Source organism: Photorhabdus laumondii subsp. laumondii (assembly GCF_003343245.1).
GTDB lineage: Bacteria > Pseudomonadota > Gammaproteobacteria > Enterobacterales > Enterobacteriaceae > Photorhabdus > Photorhabdus laumondii.
Window position 1 is genome coordinate 884654 of the sequence record NZ_CP024901.1, and the last position, 21329, is coordinate 905982.

Below are 21329 nucleotides of genomic sequence, written 5' to 3' on the forward strand. Positions count from 1 at the left end.
TATTAACCTTTTATTTAATTTAAATAAAATAAATCACCATTATGATAAAAAAACATTTAATTCATTCAGGATAGAGAACATATCATGGCGAAAAAGCATAAGATTATGATTTATAAGTAAATTTACCGTAATTAATGAAAAGCAAAATAATCAATAATAGGTACATAAACATAATGGAAAATTATTAATTAACAATAAAATAAATCACATTATCATATAAATGAGGCACCTTGGTGGTGAATAAAAAATAAACAAAAAGAACAATATCAAAATTAAATCAAAATAAATAATAACGGTATAAAAGATAAAGATAGGAATCAGTAATTATTATAGCTCCCGTTCTATATGTGACTTTTTAGCCAATATCACATCTCTTCGGGATAACAACGGGGTAATTTACTGGCCGATAATAAATCTGCGGTTCGGGCATGCTGCTGTATCCATGACTGATCACTGCGGTAAGCCCAACCCCAACTGTTATCGCTCAGAGTATGACTATCAAGCAGATGACCAATTACTGACAGACAGCCTGACTTGGGCTGAACTAGCCAGGGACTTTGCGCCAGCAGTGTATTGCTGTATAGCGGAAAAGCCTGCTCTACCCAGTCATTGCTATAAATAAAAGAGCGCCACGGGGTTAGGTTTCGCGAGTGAATTGAGCATAAAGAAAATAGATGGGAAAAATTAATTCAAATCAAGCACCCAGTTCGTCATAGTGGTTCATCTGAAATTTTTCCCAATGATGATAGAGTTATCCCATGGTTAAATTCATTCCCAATCCCACAAGAGATGATAACGATCTCGTGACCAGCGATAATAGAGCGCTAGAAAAGCATTAATATTGTTAATGGGAAATTGTTCGAAGTCGAAATCTTCATCTTCATCTAACTCAAGTAATTCACTTATCCATTGTCGCATTTCTGTATATTCCTCATGGTCAGGATCATTCAGTATTGCGATTAAATTTTCATAACCATCAATCCCGCCGGTATCCTCAAAGGGGCAAGCGCGGGCGCCATCCAGACAATAAAAAGGAAGCGGGAGGTCATTTGCAGGATATTGACTGTTTTCTAAAATAATTTCGTGTTCCCAACCATCGCCAAAATCATAGAGATAAGTAAAAGATCGCCCTTTTTGTTTAATCAGATCAATTAGGCGATATAAATCTTCTTCCTTGCTATCAGACGGGCTTTCTGGCATTTCCGTTAGTCGTAGTTTGCCAATACGAAATTCATGTAGATGACTATCCTGCCATCCCATCACGATCTGTATCACATCGTGCAATCTGTCGAATGAGATAGAAGCAGGAACAACAAATCGTCGCCAAATAGCGGGTTTTGAGTCTGTAAGTGTTATTTTTAATTGATAGAATTTTTCATTCATCACTAATCTCCTAATGGTTTCGAGATGATTCTTTCCATGTGTGCTATCTATTGTCAATATTTTGTTGAATTTTTCTGGTTGGTATTGTCGGAATACCAGATATGTTTAGCTGCTATACGAAAATCTTTGGTCATCTCATCAATTCTAGTGGCTAATATCCATAATAGCTTTTACAACAGATAATCTGGCCTAACCAGCTTGCTCTCTACTGAATTCTGTTTGGAGGCAATCTCTTTGTGCATGAACTGTATCTACTAAGTATAGTTTAAGATCGTGAGGGGGATCGATATATTCAGAGCCTTTGTTATTAACATAAAAAACGCATATTATTTACATACCGTTAATCAAATATTGAAGATTAATCACTGTCCTAATTCAGGCAATCCTTAACCAAAATTGGTGAGGAGTTTGTTTATGCATTGGTTCAATTGATTCAAGCCATCTGAATGATATTGCTTGAAGTTATATCATGATGATATACAGATGTTTTTATTGTAAAACCATTCAGATTAATAAGAAAGTATTATGAATTGTTAGTATTTTATCGCATGGATTAAGGAAATAAGTGCGGTAAAAAAATCCAAGAAAATTTTACTTTTATATGCTTGTTTGGTTTTATTATGCAGGCCGATTTAAGTCTTGGATATCAGCTAAAGTTTATTTATATATTTAGCGATTTTTCAATTATGATATTATTGTTCAATTTTAATAAATATATATTATACCCGTCATCTTTCAAGTTGCCTCTTTGTTGGCTGCACTCACTCACCCCGGTCACATCGTTATCTATGCTCCCGGGGATTCGTTCCCTTGCCGTCGCGATGCATCTTGAAATCCATAGGGTATATTCTTTGAGGAAATTCCTCTTGCAATCGCTCATACTTTAGCAAAAACCGATGATATGTACTGTTTTGTCTTGTGTTATCGGTGCCTTGTTATTTTCATTTTCATTTTTATTTTCAATGGGATTGTTCATCTTGTTGTGCTGCTTATGATGGGTTATTGCTCCAAAAATATCCATTAAAAATATATTTTTATTTGTAAATGCAAGCTATTTATTTCTATTGAATTTAATTTAAAAGTAATTATAAGAAATAATAGGTAGTATCTTATGATGTGAATAATTATTTTTTCGTATAAAAAACCTCATCAGTATATGGATAAGGATTTTTATAATCGGACGATTGGATGATTTTTTTGTTTCCGAGAGAAATAGTTTCTCATACTACATGTCTTACATAGAAAATAGATATTGAAATTAATCGAGTCCTTTTGCAGGAGCCTCCCATATTTTGAAAAATCGTTTTACATTGCTTGCGGTGTAAATAACAGTATGGGATATATTTCGATGGCCAAGATAATCTTGAATAAGGCGTGTATCTCTTCCTAAATCAGCGAGAGCATAACCGCAGGCATGTCTTAGCATATGTGGATGAGGTGAAATATTGACTAATGCTTGTTTGCCATAACGCTTTAATAAACCATAAACTTGCTGGCGTGAAATAGCCCCTGATTTTTGTGATAAAAAGACCCACTCTGAATCTGATTCTCGCCAACTCTTTCTAATATTAAGCCATTGATTTAAAGCTTTAATTTCTTCTGGTATTAGTGGGTGTGTTGTTGATAATCCCCCTTTTAATCGTCTGACATGAATAAGTTCTGAGTTAAGATCAAGATCGGATAACGTGAGATTGCATAACTCGCTCACTCTAAATCCATGGATGAAACACATTAGTAGCATGCAATAATCTCGCTCAGCATGACATCCTTGACGCGCTTTTTCTAAAATCGCATTAATTTCATATCGGGTTAAAAACTTACGTTTCTTCATGAAAATAATTCCTGTGCAATTGGGGCGGATAGTTATAGGTAGAAAAATAATATTAATCTACCGGAATATATCAATTAATAGAACTTTTATAAAATTATTGGCTGATAACGCTATTTATTTTGGCAAAAATTTATAAATACCGTTTTTAGATAGTTATAAATAGCCCTTTTTTAATAGAAAATATCAGCTTGTAAGCTTTGTAATTATATATTTGAAAATTATTTAACAATAAAAAGAAACTAAACAGAATGCACCAAACTGTAAATATGTTCCTATAAAACGACCGACTAAGTCAAATTTTGTGTAATGCCAAATTACTAATATTTAACTATTTATAATATATGGATTTTTTTCATTATTTTTTACTATTTTTCATATTTTGCCATCAAATTATTGTAAAAAATTAGTGGGTTCATCTGAATTCAATCAAATACTAATTGATTAATTAGATTATAAATTCAAATTAATGTCTTTTTTAGAATGTTAACTCCGAAATATTATGCACTCTTAGTGTTTTTGACTGAAAAAAACAGTTTGGTGCATTTTGTTTGGTTTAGAAAATATTAATCCGAGATTTTTAAACTATTTTGCGCTGAATATCAGGTGTATGGAGCTGGAATCCTGCACGGTTATTTTTTTATGGTTATGGGTATTTTATCCTTAAATTCAAGGAATTAGTTCACATGAGATTGAATAAATTGGTTATGGCCCTGGGGTTAGGTGTGGCTTTGGCTGCGGGTTCGGTAAATGCAGCGAATCCTAGCCAAGGTCACGGAACGGTGACTTTTACCGGGTCTATTACTGATGCACCTTGTTCTATCACCCCAGAAACGGTTGATCAGGTAGTTCCACTGGGCTCTATTTCTAGCGCATCTTTGCAAAACGGTGGCCGCTCTTCTTCCACGCCCTTCAAAATTTCTTTAGATAACTGTACGACTGAAACGATAAGTACAGTCACCACGACGTTTGTTGGGGCTAAATCTAGCATCGTCGGCGGTGATGGTTTGCTAGGTATCGAAGGCGTTGCTAAAGGTGCGGGTATTGCGATCACTGATGCGGGCGGTAACAAAATCAAACTAGGTACCCCTTCACCAGCTGTCGCTCTGCATGATGGTGATAATGATCTGCATTTTGCTGCCTATCTTCAAGGTGATACTTCACCTGATGCCGTTGTTCCGGGTAATTTCACCGGCATTGCCAACTTCCAGCTGACTTACCAATAAGTCTTTTCATGCACGGAAACGCTGACAAGGAGGCGGGCGTTTCCTAATCAAAAGTTTTGGATAAGTTTAGCTGGAGAGAAGTCATGAGCCGATATGCTGCCGTTGTTGTAGTGCCCTGCCTGTTAATGTTTTCCTGTGTTATTGAAGCTGAAACGGCTGTTCCACAAGGAACGCAAGGATATGGTCGCGTTAGCATGCAAGGCACCATCATTGATACGGCCTGTGCGATTGACGCAGGTAGTCGTGACCAGACGATTGAGTTAGCCACGATCCCGGTAAGCCGGATGATACATGATGGACAGGGACCCGTGCGTCCTTTTTCTATCCGTTTGATTAACTGTGTACTGACTTCTGCCACTTTGGGTAAACCCGATTGGCGTCACTTTCAGGTGATGTTTGATGGCATACCGGATGGGAACAATTTCCGGTTATCGGGTGTAGCTCAAGGAGTGGCATTACAAATTACAGACATGTACGGCAATCAGGCATATCCGGGAACTCCTCTACCGGTGGAGGGGTTACAGGCAGGGCAGATGACCCTTAATTACGCAATGCGATTAGTGAGTAATCACCAGTTATTGCAAGCGGGGCAGTATCGAACCACGGTTCGGTTCAGGCTGGATTATCACTAATCATCGATCTGGGAATGTTATGGCTTTGTTTTTGGGTTTGACCACTGAATATGACAGGGTGGTCTCGGTTCGGTGTGTCCTGAAACCTCTTATTGTTTTGGTATTGCTTGCTTTAATGGGTACTCATGCGGTGTATGCGGAAGAGGAAATTGAATTTAATACGGATGTGTTGGATGTTCAGGATCGGGCTCGGATTGATTTAAAAGAATTTTCCCGCGCCGGTTATATCATGCCGGGGGATTATCAGATGGCGGTACGTCTGAATAACAGCGAGCTGCCGGAGATGCCGGTGACTTTTATGGTACCACCGGATGATCCGAAGGGGAGTGTGGCGTGTTTGCCGCCTGAGCTGGTGAAGCAGTTGGGGCTGCGGGCGGAATGGGAATCAAAGATGACCTGGTGGAACAATAATCAGTGTCTGGAGATTAAAACGCTGCCTGGCATGACAGTGCGCGGTGATCTGAGCAGTGACACGCTATACCTGAGTATGCCTCAGGCTTATCTCGAATATCACTCACCAGACTGGGACCCGCCGTCACGTTGGGATGAGGGGATTTTCGGAATGATGTTTGATTATAACGTCAATGCTCAGATCGCTAAGCCGGCGAAGGGAAGTGAAAATCAGAATGTCAGTGCTAATGGTACGACCGGGATAAATTTGGGGGCGTGGCGGCTACGGGCAGACTGGCAATCACAGTATAACCACGTCACGGGGCGGGCAGGGAGCACAGAGAAAAACTGGGATTGGAGCCGTTATTACTTGTACCGGGCAATACCACATTGGCAGGCTAAGCTAACGTTGGGTGAGGATTACCTTAATTCAGATATCTTTGACAGCTTCCGTTTTACCGGTTTGAGTCTGGTGACGGATGACAATATGTTGCCGCCGAACCTGCGAGGCTATGCGCCAGAGGTGACGGGGGTAGCGAAAACCAATGCCAGAGTGACTATTCGTCAGCAGGGACGGGTGTTGTATGAGACCCAAGTTGCGCCAGGTCCATTCCGTATTCAGGACATCAATGATGCAGTGAGCGGCAAACTGGATGTGCGGGTAGAGGAGCAGGATGGCGGTTTACAGGAGTTTCAGATCGATACTGCGAATATTCCCTATTTAACCCGTCCGGGCCGGGTGCAGTACAAACTGGCGGCGGGTAAGCCGACTAACTGGAAACATCACAGTGAGGGATCGGGCTTTGGTCTTGGTGAGTTTTCTTGGGGAATAAACAATGGTTGGTCGCTGTACGGTGGGATATTGGGGGCCGGGAATTATAACGCGTTGTCATTGGGGATTGGGCGTGATCTGATGGTCTTTGGCGCACTTTCCTTTGATGTCACTGAATCCCGCGCCCATTTACCGGATGAGGACCAAACATTGACTGGTGGCTCTTATCGTCTCAGTTATTCCAAGCGTTTTGAGGAGTATGACAGCCAGGTGACTTTTGCCGGTTACCGTTTCTCGGAACGTGACTTTATGAGTATGAGCCAGTATCTGGATCGCCGTTATCACGATGGTGATGCAGAGAGTAATAAAGAACTTTACACCATTATGTTGAATAAGCAGTTCACACATATTGGTACCAGTATTTACTTGAATTACAGCCACCAGACTTATTGGAACCGTTCGAATAACGATCGCTATAACTTATCGATATCACGTTATTTTGATATTGGCAGTTATAAGAACATTAACCTGAATCTGTCTGCTTACCGTAATAAATATGAAGGTAAAAATGACGACGGGATGTATATGACATTATCCCTGCCGTGGGGTAATTCAGGAACGATCAGTTATAACGCAATGGCCAACCGGGAAGGTAATTCCCACACGGTAGGTTATTACGACCGGATTAATGAAAACAGTAACTATCGTTTAGCGGTTGGTTCCAGTATTGACGGCAAGGCCGCGGCTAACGGTTATTTAACCCATTACGGCGATCGCGCTCAACTGACGACCAGTGCGAGTTATCAGGATGGACGTTATACCACGGGAGCGCTTTCTATTCAGGGGGGGATGACCGTGACGCCGAAAGGCGCGGCACTGCATCGTATTAATATGCCCGGGACCACCCGTTTGATGGTGGATACCGATGGTATAGGTGGCGTACCGGTGAAAGGCTTCGGCGCGATTACCCATACCAATATGTTCGGTAAGGCGGTGATCTCTGATGTAAACAACTATTACCGTAACAGTGCGAGTATTGATTTGAACAAACTGCCGGACAATGTGGAGGCAATCCGGTCGGTACAACAAGCAACACTGACGGAAGGGGCGATTGGTTATCGTAAATTCCAAGTGATATCCGGTGAAAAAGCGATGGGTATGATCCGCTTGTCGGATGGTAGCTCGCCGCCGTTTGGGGCAACGGTGCTGAATAAGGATCAACGGGAGATCGGTATCGTCAGTGATGGTGGGAATGTCTATCTCAGCGGGATCAATCCGGCAGAGAAACTGGATGTGCGTTGGGATGGGGAGTTGCAGTGTGTGATTGAGCTGCCACAAGAATTACCAAAAGTCGAAGAGATGGCTTCGTTATTACTGCTCTGTCAGTTAGCCGACGACAATAAACAGCCATAACTTTGATTGACTGGCAGCGTGAAAACCTGATTGCTGTCACCGAAATTGCTGTCACCGAAATTGCTGTCACCGAAGTGTATCGCGGTGACCTGTAATGATTATTCTAAGAATGAGTAATTAAGCATGAAATTGAAGAATACAATTAATGTAGTCACGATCGCTATCTTAAGTCTGTCGGTGATCAGTGAGTCAATGGCGGCCATTGCGCTGGATCGTACCCGCGTCGTGTTTAACGGTGGGGACAAATCCACCAGTATGGATATCAGCAACCAGAACAAAGAGTTGCCGTATCTGGCGCAGGGATGGATAGAAGATGAGCAGGGTAACAAAATCAATGGTCCGTTAGTGGTGACACCACCGGTGCAGCGGGTGGAACCGGGCGCTAAGAGCCAGGTGAAAATTCAGTCACTGCCAACAATCGCACAGTTACCCCAAGATCGGGAAAGCTTGTTCTATTTTAATTTGCGTGAAATTCCACCACGCAGCAAGAAACCGAATACCTTGCAGATTGCGCTACAAACCCGGATCAAGCTGTTCTATCGTCCGAAAGCCATTTTTGCCAGCCGTACCGATTTGGATAATCCGTGGCAAGAGAAGATGACTTTGACGCGTCAGGGGGACCGATATCAGGTGAACAACCCGACACCCTATTACATCACCGTGGTGGATGCAGCAAGCCAGCTTAAGGGTAAAACGGTGGTGGACTTTAAGCCATTGATGATCGCGCCCAAAAGTAATGTGGTGCTGAGTGGGAGTGCCGGGGCATTAGGCAGTGCGCCGGTGCTGACATATGTCAATGATTATGGTGGCCGGCCGCAATTGATTTTTAGTTGTTCAGGCAACCATTGTCAGGTGGCTCAACGTTCGTCGTGACGGGCGAAGCCGGGAGGAACGACGATGAACATCAAGCGGATAGGCTACGGATTGACACTGGCGATCTGGCTGATACCAGTGATAGAGAGTCAGGCGGCGGAAAAGCGAGCAGCCGATATCGAAGGCTTGCATGGCGAACTGCATGTGTTTGGTGAGCTGACTGAGGCGGCTTGTCGACTGGACATGACCTCTGCATGGCAGGAGGTGAATTTGGGGGTAACACCAAACAGTGATTTACGTCGGTCAGGTGATAAAGGGACACCGATACCGTTCACATTGAAGTTTCGTGACTGTCTGCGAACCAAAGGAGCCGTACATGATATGCGGACCGGCAATCTGACGTGGAGCCATTTACAGCCGGTGGTGACGGTCAGTTTTGTGGCACCGGCGGATCGCGATTATCCACATCTGGTGCGGGTGAGCGGTATCAGCGGATTGGGGTTACAGATAACAGATACCGCTAACAATGATATCCGGTTGGGAGAGCGGGGACGCCCACGTTTTGTGGCTGCGGGACAGGACAGCTTGGAATATTACGTGACGCCAGTACGGACGCCGAGAGCGCTAGGGATTGGGCAATATCGCGCGGTGGTGGATTTCAGGGTGAATTATGACTAATTCTCGGTGTTCTCTGCGAATAAAGAAACGGTATCGCAGGCAAAAAAAATGGCGCGTATTACTGCTTGGCTGTTTATTGAGTGTGAGTGCTCAGGCTGATTTACTGACAACAAGGGGAAATATAGCCGCAAGACCTGCCGGTAATTTTTCGGGTAAAACCCCGATCAACATTTACGGCGTGGTTATCGCACCTCCACCTTGTGTGATTAATAATGGTAATACTATCGATGTAGATTTTGGCGATGTGATGATTACCCGGATTGACGGGGTTCATTATATGCAACCGGTCAAATACAGCATGAAATGTGAAAAAATGCCGGCTAATGCCATGAAAATGATGATATCGGGCAACACCGCCAGTTTTGATCCGGCGGTGTTGCAAACCAATCACACTGGGCTTGGTATCGCTGTTATTCATAACGGACGAAAATTGCCCGTCAATGACTGGATGAAATTTAACTATCCTGATTTTCCTGAATTATATGCGGTGCCGGTAAAAGATATGGCTACGGTATTGAAAGGCGGCGACTTTGGCGCGGGTGCGACCATGATGGTGGAATACCAGTGAACGGGAGACATGCAATGAACCATTTGATCTATCGTGTTTTCTGGACGGTTTGCTTAGGTTTCATCAATGTGATGCCGGGACAGGCAGCCGATAATATGTGGTTTCACGGCACACTGCTTGAAGCGCCTCCTTGCGTTATTGATGACGGCAATATGATTGATGTCTATTTTGGTCACAATGTTGGCATCCATCAGGTGGATGGAGTGAATTATACCCAGCCCGTGAATTATCAGTTGGTCTGTGCGCCTAATATCTCAGGTTGGAGTTTAGGATTGACAGTGATTGGCCCGTCAACCTCATTTGATGCCGCCGCGTTGCAAACCAATATTACCGATTTAGGCATTCGTCTGACGTTGGATGGTAAAGCATTCACCCTTAATGAGCGTATTCCGGTGACATCACAGAAACAGCCGGTAATACAAGCGGTGCCGGTGAAAAAACCAGGAAGCACGTTGCCGGAAGGGGCGTTTGAAGTGATGGCGACATTGCTGGCGGAATACCAGTGAAAGGAAACTCAATGAAATATTTAAAATTATTCGTGTTGCGGGTGGGTTTTATGGTTATTGCTGCCACGGTTTATGGCCATCAAGGGGTACAGGCTGCGGATAATATGCGTTTTCACGGTGCATTGGTTAAAGAACCTTGCACGATTAAACCGGGTGATGAAGATATCCAGCTCGATTTTGCAACAATTTCTGAAAAATATTTGTATCTGCATGGTAGAACCCATAGCGAACCTTTTCTGCTCAGATTATCTGGTTGCGACATGAGTGTGGGCAAATCGTTCAAACTGACATTTAGCGGCATAGAAAATACGCAATTGCCGGGTTTATTAGCATTAAGTGCGGGAAGCCAAGCCGCTGGGATTGCCATTGGTATAGAAACGGCAGAAGGCAGACGGTTGCCGTTGAATAAAGAGGGAGATGCCTATCCGTTAAAAGAGGGTGAAAACTTGATTGCACTACAAGCCTATGTGCAGGCAGAACCCATAGCGCTAGCTAACCAGACGATTACGCGAGGCGCATTTCATGCGATTGCGACATTTAATCTGAATTATGACTAATTTGCCCAGCTTTATTAGGTAGCTTAAATGAAAAAATTATTCTCTGTTTGCCTGGTATTTTTATCACTGTTTTCATCAAGTGCGGCTGCATCAATATTTTCATATATCACTAAATCCGAAGGTGTTCCTACGAATGCCTATTATACTTTTGTCATTGAGCGTTGGGACCAAGAAAACGATTTTACGCCAAATCCTTGTTATGGTTATTCTGCATGTTGGATATCGGTTAACCATCGCCATTTTGCTGATGGTTATTCAGGGCAGCCCTATAGGATATTTAATACTCGCGTGGAAAGATTTAAGACAATGAAACAAGTGCAGGCGGAGATATTGAAATATACCAGTTTTCCGATCACCGGAGTGGCAAAACATTTTGGCCCTGCGATTCGGTCTCATCAGGAATGTGTCGGGCTATTTTACGAAACCGATCAAAATGGCTTTCATGGAAGATTATTGCCTGGCTCTTTATGTGGTGTTGCACCACCGCCGATAGGCTTTTGTCAAGTCAGTGAAGGTTCCGTTGAGCTTAATTACGGCAGCATTGATGAGGCAAAACTAGACGGTGCAACCCAAACGGGAAATATCAATGTGACCTGCAATGTAGACATAAAGATTATCGTGATAGCAACGGGCCTTAATGGAGAATTTGTACCGTTGAGAAACGATGGTAGCTTGAAAGCTAAGTTGTTATTAAATGATAGCAAAGGTGAAGATGGTGTGGCTGTGTTTGTACCGGCTGGAGGAAATGTACCCGTTACAGTGAAATCAATTTTACAAAAAAATGGCAGAGTAGAGGCAGGACCTTTCTCAGGATCAGGGACAATAATTTTGGCGATGCCATAAAAAAGGTGTTTTTTTAATTTAAAGGCTGGGATGAAAATGAAACAAGATCATCTATTAGTAGGGAAGCGTATTCAAAAAAGAAGGAAAGAGTTGGGCATGACCGCGGTAAAATTGGCGGAAAAAATAGGCATTAGTCAGCAACAACTCTCACGTTATGAGAGAGGGATAAACCGAATTAATTTATCCCATTTGGTGCAGATCGCTTCAATATTGGAGACACCGATAAACTGGTTTTTCCTTGATTGTAGTTATCCGGCAAGCAATAACAGCATCAATAAATTAACAGACCAATATATCCCTATTGCGGAAGCGACATTGGGTAAATTTGGATGTTAACTGAACTCGACGCCAATCGGGGGATCGATAAACCCGTTGATGACTGAGTTTCGTGACCGACGGAACGGTCACTTTTATGATTTTTCTGTCAGCCATGTTATTACCACAAATTAAAAAACCCACTCTTGTTCATATCCCCTTTTGACGAAGTTATTAGAATTCAGATAGTCGTTTGAATCCGCCATCGCCATGTTGAATAGCTGCCATCATTATGGAATTGAGTTGAAGATGACGGCTCAAAACGAATCCTCGATTAATCCCTTCAATGCTGAAAATCAATAAGAGTAATTAATGTAATGCTTTTGTGATGCTGGAGATTCGTGTTTCTGCGTAAGGGTAAGAAAGTGTAAACGTGGGGGAAAATGTTACTCGAAGTAGTGGTGTGGCTTTCAATGACATCAGTTTCTGATATGGGACAAAAAACCGAACATTTAGAGTTATTTTGTTCGGTTATTGTCAACCGCCGGGGCAGTATACGGAAAATTTCATCACTTAAAAGCGATTTTTTGTATTATTTTGTAAAAACTTACTTAATTTTTTGATTACAAAAGGAAATTATTTCTTTTGTTATGGATATTATGGCCTGTTTGAAGGTCGTTTTTTGAGCAATTTGATATTCATTTTCTTATGCAACAGGCTGAAATCCTGAAACCAAATGGCATAAGGCAGAAGTGATTTCGTAATGTGAATATTAATATTCATATATTTCATATAGTTAATAACCAAACAAAATAACTCTAAATGACCAGTAAATGCACCGCGCTAGCGGCCCGGTTGTTTAATCTGTCATGGTGTTGTTTTAGGCAAAATGTATTAACGACGAGATGTAGATAAGGAATTAATGAAATGAAAAAGCAAATGATGAAAACCAGCGTATTAGCCGCAGTGCTCTTAAGCATGGGGATGGGGATGGCACATGCTGCTGCGGGCGATGTGCTTGCTAGTAATTCAGTGGTTGTGAATGGTGTTGTAGGAGCGGCAAGTTGTGTACTCAACGTCACAGACGGAGGAGCCTCAACTACCTCGATCGACTTAGGCGCGATTAATCAGAGCGCTATTAAATCCGGTCAATTAATCGGCACGAAGAAAATCAAGGTTGAACTTGGTGATTGCTCTCAAGTCGTTGATTCAAATGACAATACCAAACTTAACACCGGAGTTGGTTTGAGAATTTCTGGAACAGCTTCCACTGTTTCAGCGGATTACTTTGCCGCGCCTGGCGACACTAATAATAAGTTAGCTGTAGCTGTGCAGAATGGTAGTAAATTCTTAAAACCCAATGATGCGGTTAGCTTTACAAAAGGTGCTCTACTAACTGATGTGATGCAAGAATTGGACGTAGGTATGATTGCTAAAACCCCTAGTGATGTGACGGCGGGAATGAGTGTCAGTGTACCACTGACTTTCCAACTTATTGAGAAATAATCAAATTTATCATTAATCAACGCCATCAGGCATCAGGAACACATAGCTGTGGAATTGGACAGGGAAGTCCAATTCTTACTTTACGTAACACCAAAACAGACATTTTCAGGTGATTCAGTGAAAAGATTGATGACAGCGATGATAGTGGCCGGTCTGTTAGGCTGTCCGGTCACTTCCGTACAGGCGGAAGGAGTGGGGATCAATGCCACCCGCATTATCTACCCGGCTGATAGCCACGCAACAACCGCTTCAGTACGCAACAGCAGTAAAGAGGCCGTCTATCTGATGCAGGTGACGGTCAGCTCTACCCCAGAGGGGGGCAAAACCGCGCCATTTCTGGTAACGCCGCCCCTGTTTCGTATGGAGCCCGGCAGCCAGAATCAGGTCCGTATCATCAAAACCGGCCAGGCACTGCCTGCCGACCGGGAATCCCTGTTCTGGTTTACCGCGAAAGCCATCCCGTTAAGCCCCGAATCCGGTAATCCCTCGGGTAAGCAGATCACCGGGGGCATACAGATTGCTATGGCTAACACAATTAAACTGATGTATCGCCCGTCAGGGCTGCCAGTTGCACCGGAGAAAGGATTTGGTTCACTGCGCTTCAAACCGACAGCCGAGGGGATAACGGTCACGAATCCGTCACCCTATTACATCACCTTCGCCTCCTTAAAAGTGGGCGGCCAAGAGCTGATGACGCAGAAACAGAAAGAGAGCATGGTTTCCCCGTTCTCTGCCCTGTTTTTCCCCCTCAAAGGCGTGAATTACCCGGCCAAAGTGAGCTGGACAGTAATTAATGACCTCGGTGGAGGATCATCCTATCAAGGGGAGATACCGTAATGTTAAAACCGTGGACCCTTATCGGACGGACAGCACTGGCCGGTCTGCTCTGTACCATCCCCCTGCCCGGGGGAGCCAGTTCAAACACGGCAGAACTGACGCTGGCACTGACGCTGGAACAGCCAACCTGTGAACTTAATGTACAGACCTCCCATGTCGAGTTTTCATCCATACCGCTTAATGAAGTGCAACGCAGTGCGGAACATATCGCAGCGGCGGACAACAAGCCTGTGACGCTGGCGTTGTCAGGTTGTGCGGGATCAGCCAGAACAGGCCGTACCCCGGCGATTAAAATAGCCGGCCCCACACCGGAAAACCACCCGACGTTATTTCGGGATAAGGCTTCCACTGCGGCGGGAAACGTGGGATTTGGCCTGCGCTATCAATCACCGGAAGGCGGGCTGGGGAGCTACCTGAAAAATGGCGATTATGTGGATTTGGCATCACCGGGTAACGCCGTTAAAGACGGTCAAATTACCTTCCAGATGGATATGCGGCATGAATCCGGCACGGCGGTCCCCACCCCCGGTGAGCTGACCGCGCACATTCAATTTCAATTTGACTATCACTGAGTGTCGCTCAGGTAACAGGTTTCAGGAGGCGTTGTGGAAACAGGTCGGATGCGCACAACGTGGTACAGGCTGGCACCACTACTATTCTGTCTAGGGTTAGGCATGGCCGGCACAGAACCCTGTCAGGCAGCCGGTATCAGCCTGAATAAAACCCGGGTGATTTTTACCCAAGGGGCGCGGGCACAGACGCTGACGGTGGTTAACACCACACCTCAGGCGTGGCTGGTGCAGGTGAGGATCACAGGCGATCAGGAGAAAACCGCACCGGCGTTTGTGGTGACGCCGCCGCTGTTCAGGTTGGAGGCCAATAGTCAGAACAGCCTGCGTATTTTGCCGACTTTTAATCTGCCCCCTTTTCCAGTGGATCGGGAATCGCTCGGGTATGTCCAGATGAATGCTATCCCCGCCGCCCATCCGATGGCGAATGAGCACGCTCGGGATCAGGCGTCGATGAGCGTGGGAATGCGAATTAAGTTTTTCTGGCGACCGCATGGCCTGCCGATGTTGCCGGAACAGGCGTATGGACAGCTCCGCTTTCAGTCGCAACCCGGTGGCATTAAGGCGTGCAATCCTACGCCGTATTTCCTGTCGCTGGACAGCCTCACGCTGGACGGACAGGCGCTCGATCTGAATCGCTATCCCTCCATGATAGCGCCGCAGGATTGTGTGACCTATGTCGGACAGGCAGGCAAAAAAGCGGTGAGCTGGTCGATGATTAATGATTACGGCGGGGCTTCAAACCTGTTTACCGCCAACGTGGCGGGTTAAATTCGCCCTTGTTTTATCCAGAGGTGGAAAGTGAAGAGAGTCAGTAACGGGAACAAGCGAGCACCCGGTGGATCAATGATTTACCCTTTCTGTTTCGCCCTGCTGCTAAGCGGCCTGTTAAAGGCGCAGGCGGCGGAGAATCCGGGGTTATCGTTCTCCCCGATGCAGTTATCGTATGTCGCCAAAGACAGCCCCGGCGGGGTGACCCTCAGCATGACCAACCATACGGCGCAGGGCTATCTGGTACAGGGATTTGTCAGCCCGATGGACCCCGATACCGGTCGCTTTGACACCCAAACCGGGCGGGTTCCCCCTTTTGTTGTCCTGCCGCCGTTAAAGCGGATTGAGGCCGGCGGGAAATTTTCGTTCCGTATTCGCCAGCTTGGCGGGCAGTTACCGCCGGATCGGGAATCGGCCTTTGTGGTCTCGTTGCGGGCTATCCCCGGCGTCGCCGTACCGGACACGCACGTGCCTGAGCGCCAGACCGGCAAGAACTCGCAGGTGCAGGTCGCTTTACAGATGAATATCCGGCTGTTTTATCGCCCTAAAGGCGTCCCCGCCCGGGATAACGCCGCGGTGGCAAAACAGGTGAAATTTTCCCTTCAGGGGACGCAGTTGCGAGTGGAAAATCCCACACCCTATTTTCTGGCCTTTTCGGTCCTGAAAATGGGCACACAGCATGTGGATGACCACACCCGCCAGACGATGGTGCCCCCGAAAGGCATACAAACCTATTCGTTTACCGCCGGGGGACAAGGGCCACTAATCTGGCGTTTTCCCGGCGACAATCAGGATCGCCACGTCCCGTTATAAACCCGCCGCATCGGCGGACGGTATACCGGCAAAGCGACCTCAATATCAACAGCACAGGCTTAAATTAGAAGCAGAGATGAGCTATGGCAATAAACACTTTATTTCCGTCTGCACTGCGGACGGGTAACCAGCGTGCGCCCGGTCAACCGGGCAGTTTCCGGCCGCGGCCGGTATACCTATGCCTGCTGTGTTCACTGACGGCAACGGCCCTGCCCGCCTCAGCGCGGGAATACTTTAATCCGGCGTTCCTGATGGGCGCTGACGGTGAACGCAGTCATGTCGATCTCTCGGCGTATGAAAACGCGGGCTATGTCGCCCCCGGGCGCTATCTGGTGGATGTCTACATGAACCAGAATCGGGTGGACAGCCGCGAGATTGAATTCAGGCAGGTTAACGGCCATCTCCAGCCGGTATTAACCGTCGCACAACTGGAAGGGTATGGGGTCAATACCCGCGGATTACCGGCTTTTCAGGGTAAAGCGGACGACAGCCTCATCACCGATCTGACGAAACAGATCCCGCACGCCAGCGCCACACTGGATTTCGCCCGTTTGCGTCTGGATCTCAGTGTCCCGCAGGTCGCTATGCAGCCCCACTATTCCGGGATGGTTGATCCGTCACTGTGGGATAACGGGATCCCGGCCTTTTTGATGAACTACACGGTCAACGGGTCGGAAGGCCGTTATGACCGTCAGGGAAACTGGGGAGGATCACGTTCCCGTAACCTGTTTGCTTCTTTTCGTGACGGGTTAAATCTGGGGCCGTGGCGTCTGCGCAGCACGCAAACTTACAGTTACAATCGTCAGCGCAACGAGGCCGCCGCCGGCTTTTCCACGCCGGCACAGACCCAATGGCAGGTGAGCAATACCTACCTGCAACGTGATGTCCCCTCACTGCGCAGCGAGTTCACGGCGGGTGAAACCTATACCGGCGGCGACATTTTTGACAGCATCCCGTTTCGGGGTATGAAACTGGCTTCTGAGGAGGCGATGTTACCCGACAGTCAGCGCGGTTTTGCCCCGGTGATAACCGGTGTGGCGAACGCCAATGCGCAGGTGACGGTATCCCAGAATGGCAACATCATATATCAAACCACGGTGGCACCGGGGCCGTTTCGTTTCACCGACCTCTATAGCACCGGGAGTGCCGGCGACCTGACGGTGACCGTCAAAGAGGAAAATGGCCGTACCCGCGTCTCGACAATCGCCTCGTCGTCCCTGCCGGTGATGCAACGTCCCGGCGGCGTTAAATATGAATTGACGACCGGTCAATATCACGGCGGCAACCTGACCGATGGCAGCCGTTCCCCGGTATTTGCGATGGGCACGCTGGTCTATGGTTTGCCCCACAATATCACCCTGTATGGCGGCGGACTGGTCGCAGGCAACTACCAGTCGGGTGTATTAGGCTCGGGGGTGTCATTGGGGGCATTTGGCGCGCTGTCTGCGGATGTGACGCTGGCCCATGCACAGTTGCAGAGGAGCAAAGATCAGGAAGAAAGCGGACAATTCGGCCAGTCTTATCGCGTGAAATATTCTAAAAACTTGCTGAGTACCGGCACCGGCATTGATCTGGCCGCTTACCGCTATTCCACCCAGCATTACTACAGTTTCAGTGATGCTAACAGCATGGGCTACAGCCTGAATGAATATCAGGTGCCGTGGGCACTTGACCGGCGTCAGAACACCTGGCAGGTGAACCTGCGTCAGACACTGGGACGCTGGGGCAGTCTTTACGCCTCCGGGACGCACAACAATTATTGGAATGGCCGTACCGACAACAACCTGAGTCTGGGTTACAACGCGATGCTGATGGGGATCAGCTATAACCTGAGTTATAACATTTCTCGTATCAGGGGCGAGGGCCACTGGCCGGAAAACCGTCAGGTATCATTCAATATGCAGGTCCCACTGAGTCTCTTTGGATCATCGTCGGCGTTACGGGGCGTTTACACCCGCTATACCGCCTCACGCGACTCGCAGGGTAACCTCTCTCAACAGACCGGCATCAGTGGCATGTTATGGGATAACCGCCTGAGTTATCACCTCCAGCAAGGCTGGGGACACAGCGGCCAGCAAAACAGCCGGGCCCTGTCGCTGGGTTATCAGGGCAGTCAGGGGAGCGTTAATCTGGGTTACAATGACAGCGCAGACAGCCGGCATGTTACCTATGGCACGTCCGGTGCCCTTCTGATCCATCCTTACGGGCTAACGCTGTCACGCTCGCTGGGCGATACCGCCGTGTTAGTCCGCGCACCCGGGGCGAAAGGGGTGACGGTCAGCAACGGCAACGTACAGACCGACTGGCGTGGCTACGCCGTACTGCCGGGCGGATCGGTCTACCACAAAAACACCATCAATCTGGACCCGTCCACCCTGCCGGAAGGGGTCGATATTGACCAGACCAGCCGCAACGTTTACCCGACCAAAGGGGCGGTGACGCTGGCCAATTATCAGGTCCGGCTGGGCAGCCAGTTGCTGCTGACCCTGACACATCATGGCAAACCCGTGCCCTTTGGTGCCACCGCAACGCTGGCAGGCAACGCAGCCCAGGCCGGCAGCGGCATTGTGGGCGATAACGGCCGGGTTTATCTGAGCGGCATGCCGTCCGCCGGTCATGTGAAAGTTAAATGGGGAAACGAGGCCAATCAACAATGCACCACCCGTTATCAGGTGTCGTCCGATACCCCCGGGAAACTGGTGCAGGCTGATGCCATATGTCTATAAGCGTGACCCTCATGTGGGCAGCCTGAACCGGCGTGCCCGATGAGATATCGCCTGTCTCGCTTTGACGTCCGGGGCACCCCCAAAGCGAGGTTAGCCCCAACCGTGAAAGAGCGAGGTGAACAGATGAGTAATTTGGAGAGAGAAGGATGTTAAACACTGAACGTTTGTGGGGCGGTGAGGCAGAAAACCCCGTCCCAACCATCATGGGGCTGGGGGTATCACTGCTCTTTTTATTGACCGCATTACCCCTCCAGGCGGCTGAGACTTATCAGGACTGCGGGACTGAACTGGGGAATAAAGTTAGCAATGTCTCCGGCTATGCCATGATGCCGAACAATAAAGATAAGCGTGATTATTCACGGGATGAAATCGTGGGTTATACCACCAGCGGCCCTTTTGACCGGTCGACAACCTGCCGCGTTCCCCCCGGGACCCAGTTTATGGCCTACACCGTGGGATCGGGGACCGACTCATTGATCTCTTCGTCGTCACCGGGTAGCGTCCGGGTCGGCAAGGCTGGCGACTTTATGGTTGATATCGGGCAATCGTCACTCTCTTGCCAGACGCATGGTTCACCCGATACGTATCAATCAGCCAGTCTGGTCAAAGGAAATGCTGGCGTTAACCTTCCCTGCGTCCCGGATGCCAACGGTCTGGTTGATATCAGTGTTCGCTCAGTGACCGGAGCCATTTACCCGGACCGCGACGGGAATTTCAATGCAAAACCCGGTGGAAGTTATTTATCTGTGGGCTCTATCGGCTGGGCTTCAACGGCCGTATCGGGTTCCAGCAGCATACCGACCCCCCTGTGGACCACGGTTATCCTTTCACCGGTCAAAAAGCCGTCCACCTGTGCAGTAGTGCTTACTCCGTCATCGGTGGATTGGGGAACGGTGAAAAGAGCCGGTAAACAGGCGGGAGAGACACTGGCGTCGGCCAGACAGATCGGGATAAACAGCACCTGTTCCGGTGATGACGCGGTATTTCAAAATTCACGCCTGCTCTACCGGATCGATGGCCCCTTCGTGCCGGGCAAACCGCATGCGCTGGCCTCGTCAATAGATCAGGTCGCCTTCGCGTTCTTCGATTTTGCCAATAAACCCTTATCACTCAGTACCGGGCACCGAGGTACAGGGGCGGAAGCGAGATATGTTAAGCTCGGGGACGACAGTTATACCGCTTCAACCCAACTGTCTGTGGTCCCGGTTCTGTTGAAAACTGACGGTGCCGGAGGGCTAGCCAGAGCCGTCGCGGTCATTTCCGTGTGGTCGGATGTTAACTTCGTCGACCCATCTGCTTAGTTATTGCTATCGTTGCAGCGCCGATCGGCGCTGCATAAACCAGCTTTTTCGCTCCCTTGCCGCCGCGATGCATCTTGAAATCCATAGGTTATATATCGAAAGCTAATAATTGATTGTTTCAAAAAAGGAACAAACTGCCTCTCAATATTTCCCGCTCAGAAATCGATATGTTATCGACGGTTGAACCAAACTTCAGAAGTTAATCAGCAAACAAAATAACTCAAATGACAAGTAAAACGCACCGCGTTAGCGATCTGGTTGTTTAACTTGTCGTGATGTTGTTTCACGCAAAAAGTATCGAATAGATAAAAGGAATCGATGAAATGAAAAAACAAATTTTGAAGACCTGTGCGATAGCGGCACTGTGTCTGGGGGGGATGTCGCAGGCTATAGCGGAGGATGTGAGTGCCGGTACCTTGGCAGTAAGCTCTTCCGTGACCGCAGAGACGTGTAAGTTTGCAGCAATAGAGCCTGTTAGTCTCTCCGCTTTGGTATCTGATTTCACTGCGGTAGGAAATGGAGCAATCGTAGCTAACACGCAAAAATTCGTCACGATTAAAACGGAAAAATGCCCGCTGTGGAGTTCCGCGAAAAGCGTTAAATTGACGGTTGCCGGTACCACATTAGCATCATCCAGTAGTTACTTTCAGCTTCTTAACACCACGGGTAATGCTGCAATCACCGACCATGCGGTTGCTATTACGATAAATGATAAGGCTTTACCGCCAAATGCAGGAATTAACCTAAAAGATCCCCAATATAGCCCCGCAGTAGCCGGTGATAATGCCATCACGCTTAAGGTAGGGCTGGCTAGGATTGGTGCGACGGCGGTAAAAGCAGCAGACTCCAAAGCAAACCTGACCGTGAAAGTCTCGTATGACTAATTCAACGCTGTCAGACGTTAGAAACACATAGTTGTGGAATTGGACAGGGAGGTCCAAT

At 47.1% G+C, this 21329-nt stretch carries 21 protein-coding genes; 19 read left to right on the forward strand and 2 right to left on the reverse strand.

Annotated elements, in window-relative coordinates; genetic code table 11:
- Positions 1-442: 442 nt before the first annotated feature.
- Positions 443-622, forward strand: coding sequence for a hypothetical protein (locus PluTT01m_RS28180; protein ID WP_157852129.1), 180 nt, complete (start codon positions 443-445; stop codon positions 620-622).
- A gap of 146 nt (positions 623-768) precedes the next feature.
- Here PluTT01m_RS28180 and PluTT01m_RS03950 read toward each other — a convergent pair whose 3' ends face one another.
- On the reverse strand, positions 769-1383 hold the full coding sequence (locus PluTT01m_RS03950; RefSeq protein WP_011145141.1) for a plasmid pRiA4b ORF-3 family protein: 615 nt from the start codon (positions 1381-1383) through the stop codon (positions 769-771).
- A 1258-nt stretch (positions 1384-2641) separates the two neighbouring features.
- Complete coding sequence (locus tag PluTT01m_RS03955; RefSeq protein ID WP_011145142.1) at positions 2642-3214, reverse strand: tyrosine-type DNA invertase; 573 nt, start codon at positions 3212-3214, stop codon at positions 2642-2644.
- A 683-nt stretch (positions 3215-3897) separates the two neighbouring features.
- Here PluTT01m_RS03955 and PluTT01m_RS03960 point away from each other — a divergent pair.
- The 18 genes from PluTT01m_RS03960 to PluTT01m_RS04050 all read left to right on the forward strand — a co-directional run bounded on the left by PluTT01m_RS03960 (position 3898) and on the right by PluTT01m_RS04050 (position 21271).
- Positions 3898-4437, forward strand: coding sequence for a fimbrial protein (locus tag PluTT01m_RS03960; RefSeq protein ID WP_011145143.1), 540 nt, complete (start codon positions 3898-3900; stop codon positions 4435-4437).
- Between the two features lie 83 nt (positions 4438-4520).
- Complete coding sequence (locus tag PluTT01m_RS03965) at positions 4521-5069, forward strand: fimbrial protein (protein WP_011145144.1); 549 nt, start codon at positions 4521-4523, stop codon at positions 5067-5069.
- A gap of 19 nt (positions 5070-5088) precedes the next feature.
- The gene (locus PluTT01m_RS03970) at positions 5089-7644 is read left to right on the forward strand and encodes an outer membrane usher protein (protein WP_011145145.1); all 2556 of its coding nucleotides are present in this window, start codon (positions 5089-5091) and stop codon (positions 7642-7644) included.
- Between the two features lie 123 nt (positions 7645-7767).
- The gene (locus tag PluTT01m_RS03975; RefSeq protein ID WP_011145146.1) at positions 7768-8517 is read left to right on the forward strand and encodes a fimbria/pilus periplasmic chaperone; all 750 of its coding nucleotides are present in this window, start codon (positions 7768-7770) and stop codon (positions 8515-8517) included.
- 24 nt (positions 8518-8541) lie between these two features.
- Positions 8542-9135 carry a fimbrial protein gene (locus PluTT01m_RS03980; RefSeq protein WP_011145147.1) on the forward strand — a complete coding sequence of 198 codons (594 nt, stop codon included), beginning with the start codon at positions 8542-8544 and terminating at the stop codon, positions 9133-9135.
- Positions 9128-9703 carry a fimbrial protein gene (locus PluTT01m_RS03985; RefSeq protein WP_011145148.1) on the forward strand — a complete coding sequence of 192 codons (576 nt, stop codon included), beginning with the start codon at positions 9128-9130 and terminating at the stop codon, positions 9701-9703. The genes PluTT01m_RS03980 and PluTT01m_RS03985 overlap by 8 nt, the downstream gene beginning before the upstream one ends.
- A 14-nt stretch (positions 9704-9717) precedes the next feature.
- Positions 9718-10209: a fimbrial protein gene (locus PluTT01m_RS03990; RefSeq protein WP_011145149.1), complete on the forward strand. Its 492-nt coding sequence runs from the start codon at positions 9718-9720 to the stop codon at positions 10207-10209.
- An 11-nt stretch (positions 10210-10220) separates the two neighbouring features.
- The gene (locus tag PluTT01m_RS03995) at positions 10221-10766 is read left to right on the forward strand and encodes a fimbrial protein (protein ID WP_011145150.1); all 546 of its coding nucleotides are present in this window, start codon (positions 10221-10223) and stop codon (positions 10764-10766) included.
- A gap of 27 nt (positions 10767-10793) precedes the next feature.
- The gene (locus PluTT01m_RS04000; protein ID WP_011145151.1) at positions 10794-11609 is read left to right on the forward strand and encodes an MrpH family fimbial adhesin; all 816 of its coding nucleotides are present in this window, start codon (positions 10794-10796) and stop codon (positions 11607-11609) included.
- Positions 11610-11639: 30 nt separating this feature from the next.
- Positions 11640-11945 (forward strand): helix-turn-helix domain-containing protein, encoded by a 306-nt coding sequence (locus tag PluTT01m_RS04005; RefSeq protein ID WP_011145152.1) that lies wholly within the window; start codon positions 11640-11642, stop codon positions 11943-11945.
- Between the two features lie 846 nt (positions 11946-12791).
- Positions 12792-13370: a hypothetical protein gene (locus PluTT01m_RS04015; RefSeq protein WP_011145153.1), complete on the forward strand. Its 579-nt coding sequence runs from the start codon at positions 12792-12794 to the stop codon at positions 13368-13370.
- 48 nt (positions 13371-13418) lie between these two features.
- Complete coding sequence (locus tag PluTT01m_RS04020) at positions 13419-14207, forward strand: fimbrial biogenesis chaperone (protein ID WP_049789735.1); 789 nt, start codon at positions 13419-13421, stop codon at positions 14205-14207.
- Complete coding sequence (locus PluTT01m_RS04025; protein WP_011145155.1) at positions 14207-14779, forward strand: fimbrial protein; 573 nt, start codon at positions 14207-14209, stop codon at positions 14777-14779. The genes PluTT01m_RS04020 and PluTT01m_RS04025 overlap by 1 nt, the downstream gene beginning before the upstream one ends.
- A gap of 102 nt (positions 14780-14881) precedes the next feature.
- Positions 14882-15547, forward strand: coding sequence for a fimbrial biogenesis chaperone (locus PluTT01m_RS04030; RefSeq protein ID WP_041379921.1), 666 nt, complete (start codon positions 14882-14884; stop codon positions 15545-15547).
- A 75-nt stretch (positions 15548-15622) separates the two neighbouring features.
- Positions 15623-16360 (forward strand): fimbrial biogenesis chaperone, encoded by a 738-nt coding sequence (locus tag PluTT01m_RS04035; RefSeq protein ID WP_049789736.1) that lies wholly within the window; start codon positions 15623-15625, stop codon positions 16358-16360.
- A gap of 83 nt (positions 16361-16443) precedes the next feature.
- Positions 16444-19086: a fimbria/pilus outer membrane usher protein gene (locus tag PluTT01m_RS04040; RefSeq protein ID WP_011145158.1), complete on the forward strand. Its 2643-nt coding sequence runs from the start codon at positions 16444-16446 to the stop codon at positions 19084-19086.
- Positions 19087-19232: 146 nt separating this feature from the next.
- Positions 19233-20387 carry a hypothetical protein gene (locus PluTT01m_RS04045; protein ID WP_011145159.1) on the forward strand — a complete coding sequence of 385 codons (1155 nt, stop codon included), beginning with the start codon at positions 19233-19235 and terminating at the stop codon, positions 20385-20387.
- 323 nt (positions 20388-20710) lie between these two features.
- Entirely contained in the window at positions 20711-21271 is a 561-nt protein-coding gene (locus PluTT01m_RS04050; RefSeq protein WP_011145160.1) for a fimbrial protein, read from the forward strand.
- The last annotated feature ends 58 nt before the right edge of the window (positions 21272-21329 follow it).

Coding starts and splice junctions, on each gene's coding strand:
- PluTT01m_RS28180 (WP_157852129.1), top strand. CDS start 443: ATGACTGATCACTGCGGTAAGCCCAACCCCAACTGTTATCGCTCAGAG.
- PluTT01m_RS03975 (WP_011145146.1), top strand. CDS start 7,768: ATGAAATTGAAGAATACAATTAATGTAGTCACGATCGCTATCTTAAGT.
- PluTT01m_RS03955 (WP_011145142.1), bottom strand. CDS start 3,214: ATGAAGAAACGTAAGTTTTTAACCCGATATGAAATTAATGCGATTTTA.
- PluTT01m_RS04035 (WP_049789736.1), top strand. CDS start 15,623: ATGATTTACCCTTTCTGTTTCGCCCTGCTGCTAAGCGGCCTGTTAAAG.
- PluTT01m_RS04040 (WP_011145158.1), top strand. CDS start 16,444: ATGGCAATAAACACTTTATTTCCGTCTGCACTGCGGACGGGTAACCAG.
- PluTT01m_RS03980 (WP_011145147.1), top strand. CDS start 8,542: ATGAACATCAAGCGGATAGGCTACGGATTGACACTGGCGATCTGGCTG.
- PluTT01m_RS03990 (WP_011145149.1), top strand. CDS start 9,718: ATGAACCATTTGATCTATCGTGTTTTCTGGACGGTTTGCTTAGGTTTC.
- PluTT01m_RS04000 (WP_011145151.1), top strand. CDS start 10,794: ATGAAAAAATTATTCTCTGTTTGCCTGGTATTTTTATCACTGTTTTCA.
- PluTT01m_RS04015 (WP_011145153.1), top strand. CDS start 12,792: ATGAAAAAGCAAATGATGAAAACCAGCGTATTAGCCGCAGTGCTCTTA.
- PluTT01m_RS03965 (WP_011145144.1), top strand. CDS start 4,521: ATGAGCCGATATGCTGCCGTTGTTGTAGTGCCCTGCCTGTTAATGTTT.
- PluTT01m_RS03995 (WP_011145150.1), top strand. CDS start 10,221: ATGAAATATTTAAAATTATTCGTGTTGCGGGTGGGTTTTATGGTTATT.
- PluTT01m_RS04045 (WP_011145159.1), top strand. CDS start 19,233: ATGTTAAACACTGAACGTTTGTGGGGCGGTGAGGCAGAAAACCCCGTC.
- PluTT01m_RS03985 (WP_011145148.1), top strand. CDS start 9,128: ATGACTAATTCTCGGTGTTCTCTGCGAATAAAGAAACGGTATCGCAGG.
- PluTT01m_RS04030 (WP_041379921.1), top strand. CDS start 14,882: ATGGCCGGCACAGAACCCTGTCAGGCAGCCGGTATCAGCCTGAATAAA.
- PluTT01m_RS04050 (WP_011145160.1), top strand. CDS start 20,711: ATGAAAAAACAAATTTTGAAGACCTGTGCGATAGCGGCACTGTGTCTG.
- PluTT01m_RS03970 (WP_011145145.1), top strand. CDS start 5,089: ATGGCTTTGTTTTTGGGTTTGACCACTGAATATGACAGGGTGGTCTCG.
- PluTT01m_RS04005 (WP_011145152.1), top strand. CDS start 11,640: ATGAAAATGAAACAAGATCATCTATTAGTAGGGAAGCGTATTCAAAAA.
- PluTT01m_RS03960 (WP_011145143.1), top strand. CDS start 3,898: ATGAGATTGAATAAATTGGTTATGGCCCTGGGGTTAGGTGTGGCTTTG.
- PluTT01m_RS03950 (WP_011145141.1), bottom strand. CDS start 1,383: ATGAATGAAAAATTCTATCAATTAAAAATAACACTTACAGACTCAAAA.
- PluTT01m_RS04025 (WP_011145155.1), top strand. CDS start 14,207: ATGTTAAAACCGTGGACCCTTATCGGACGGACAGCACTGGCCGGTCTG.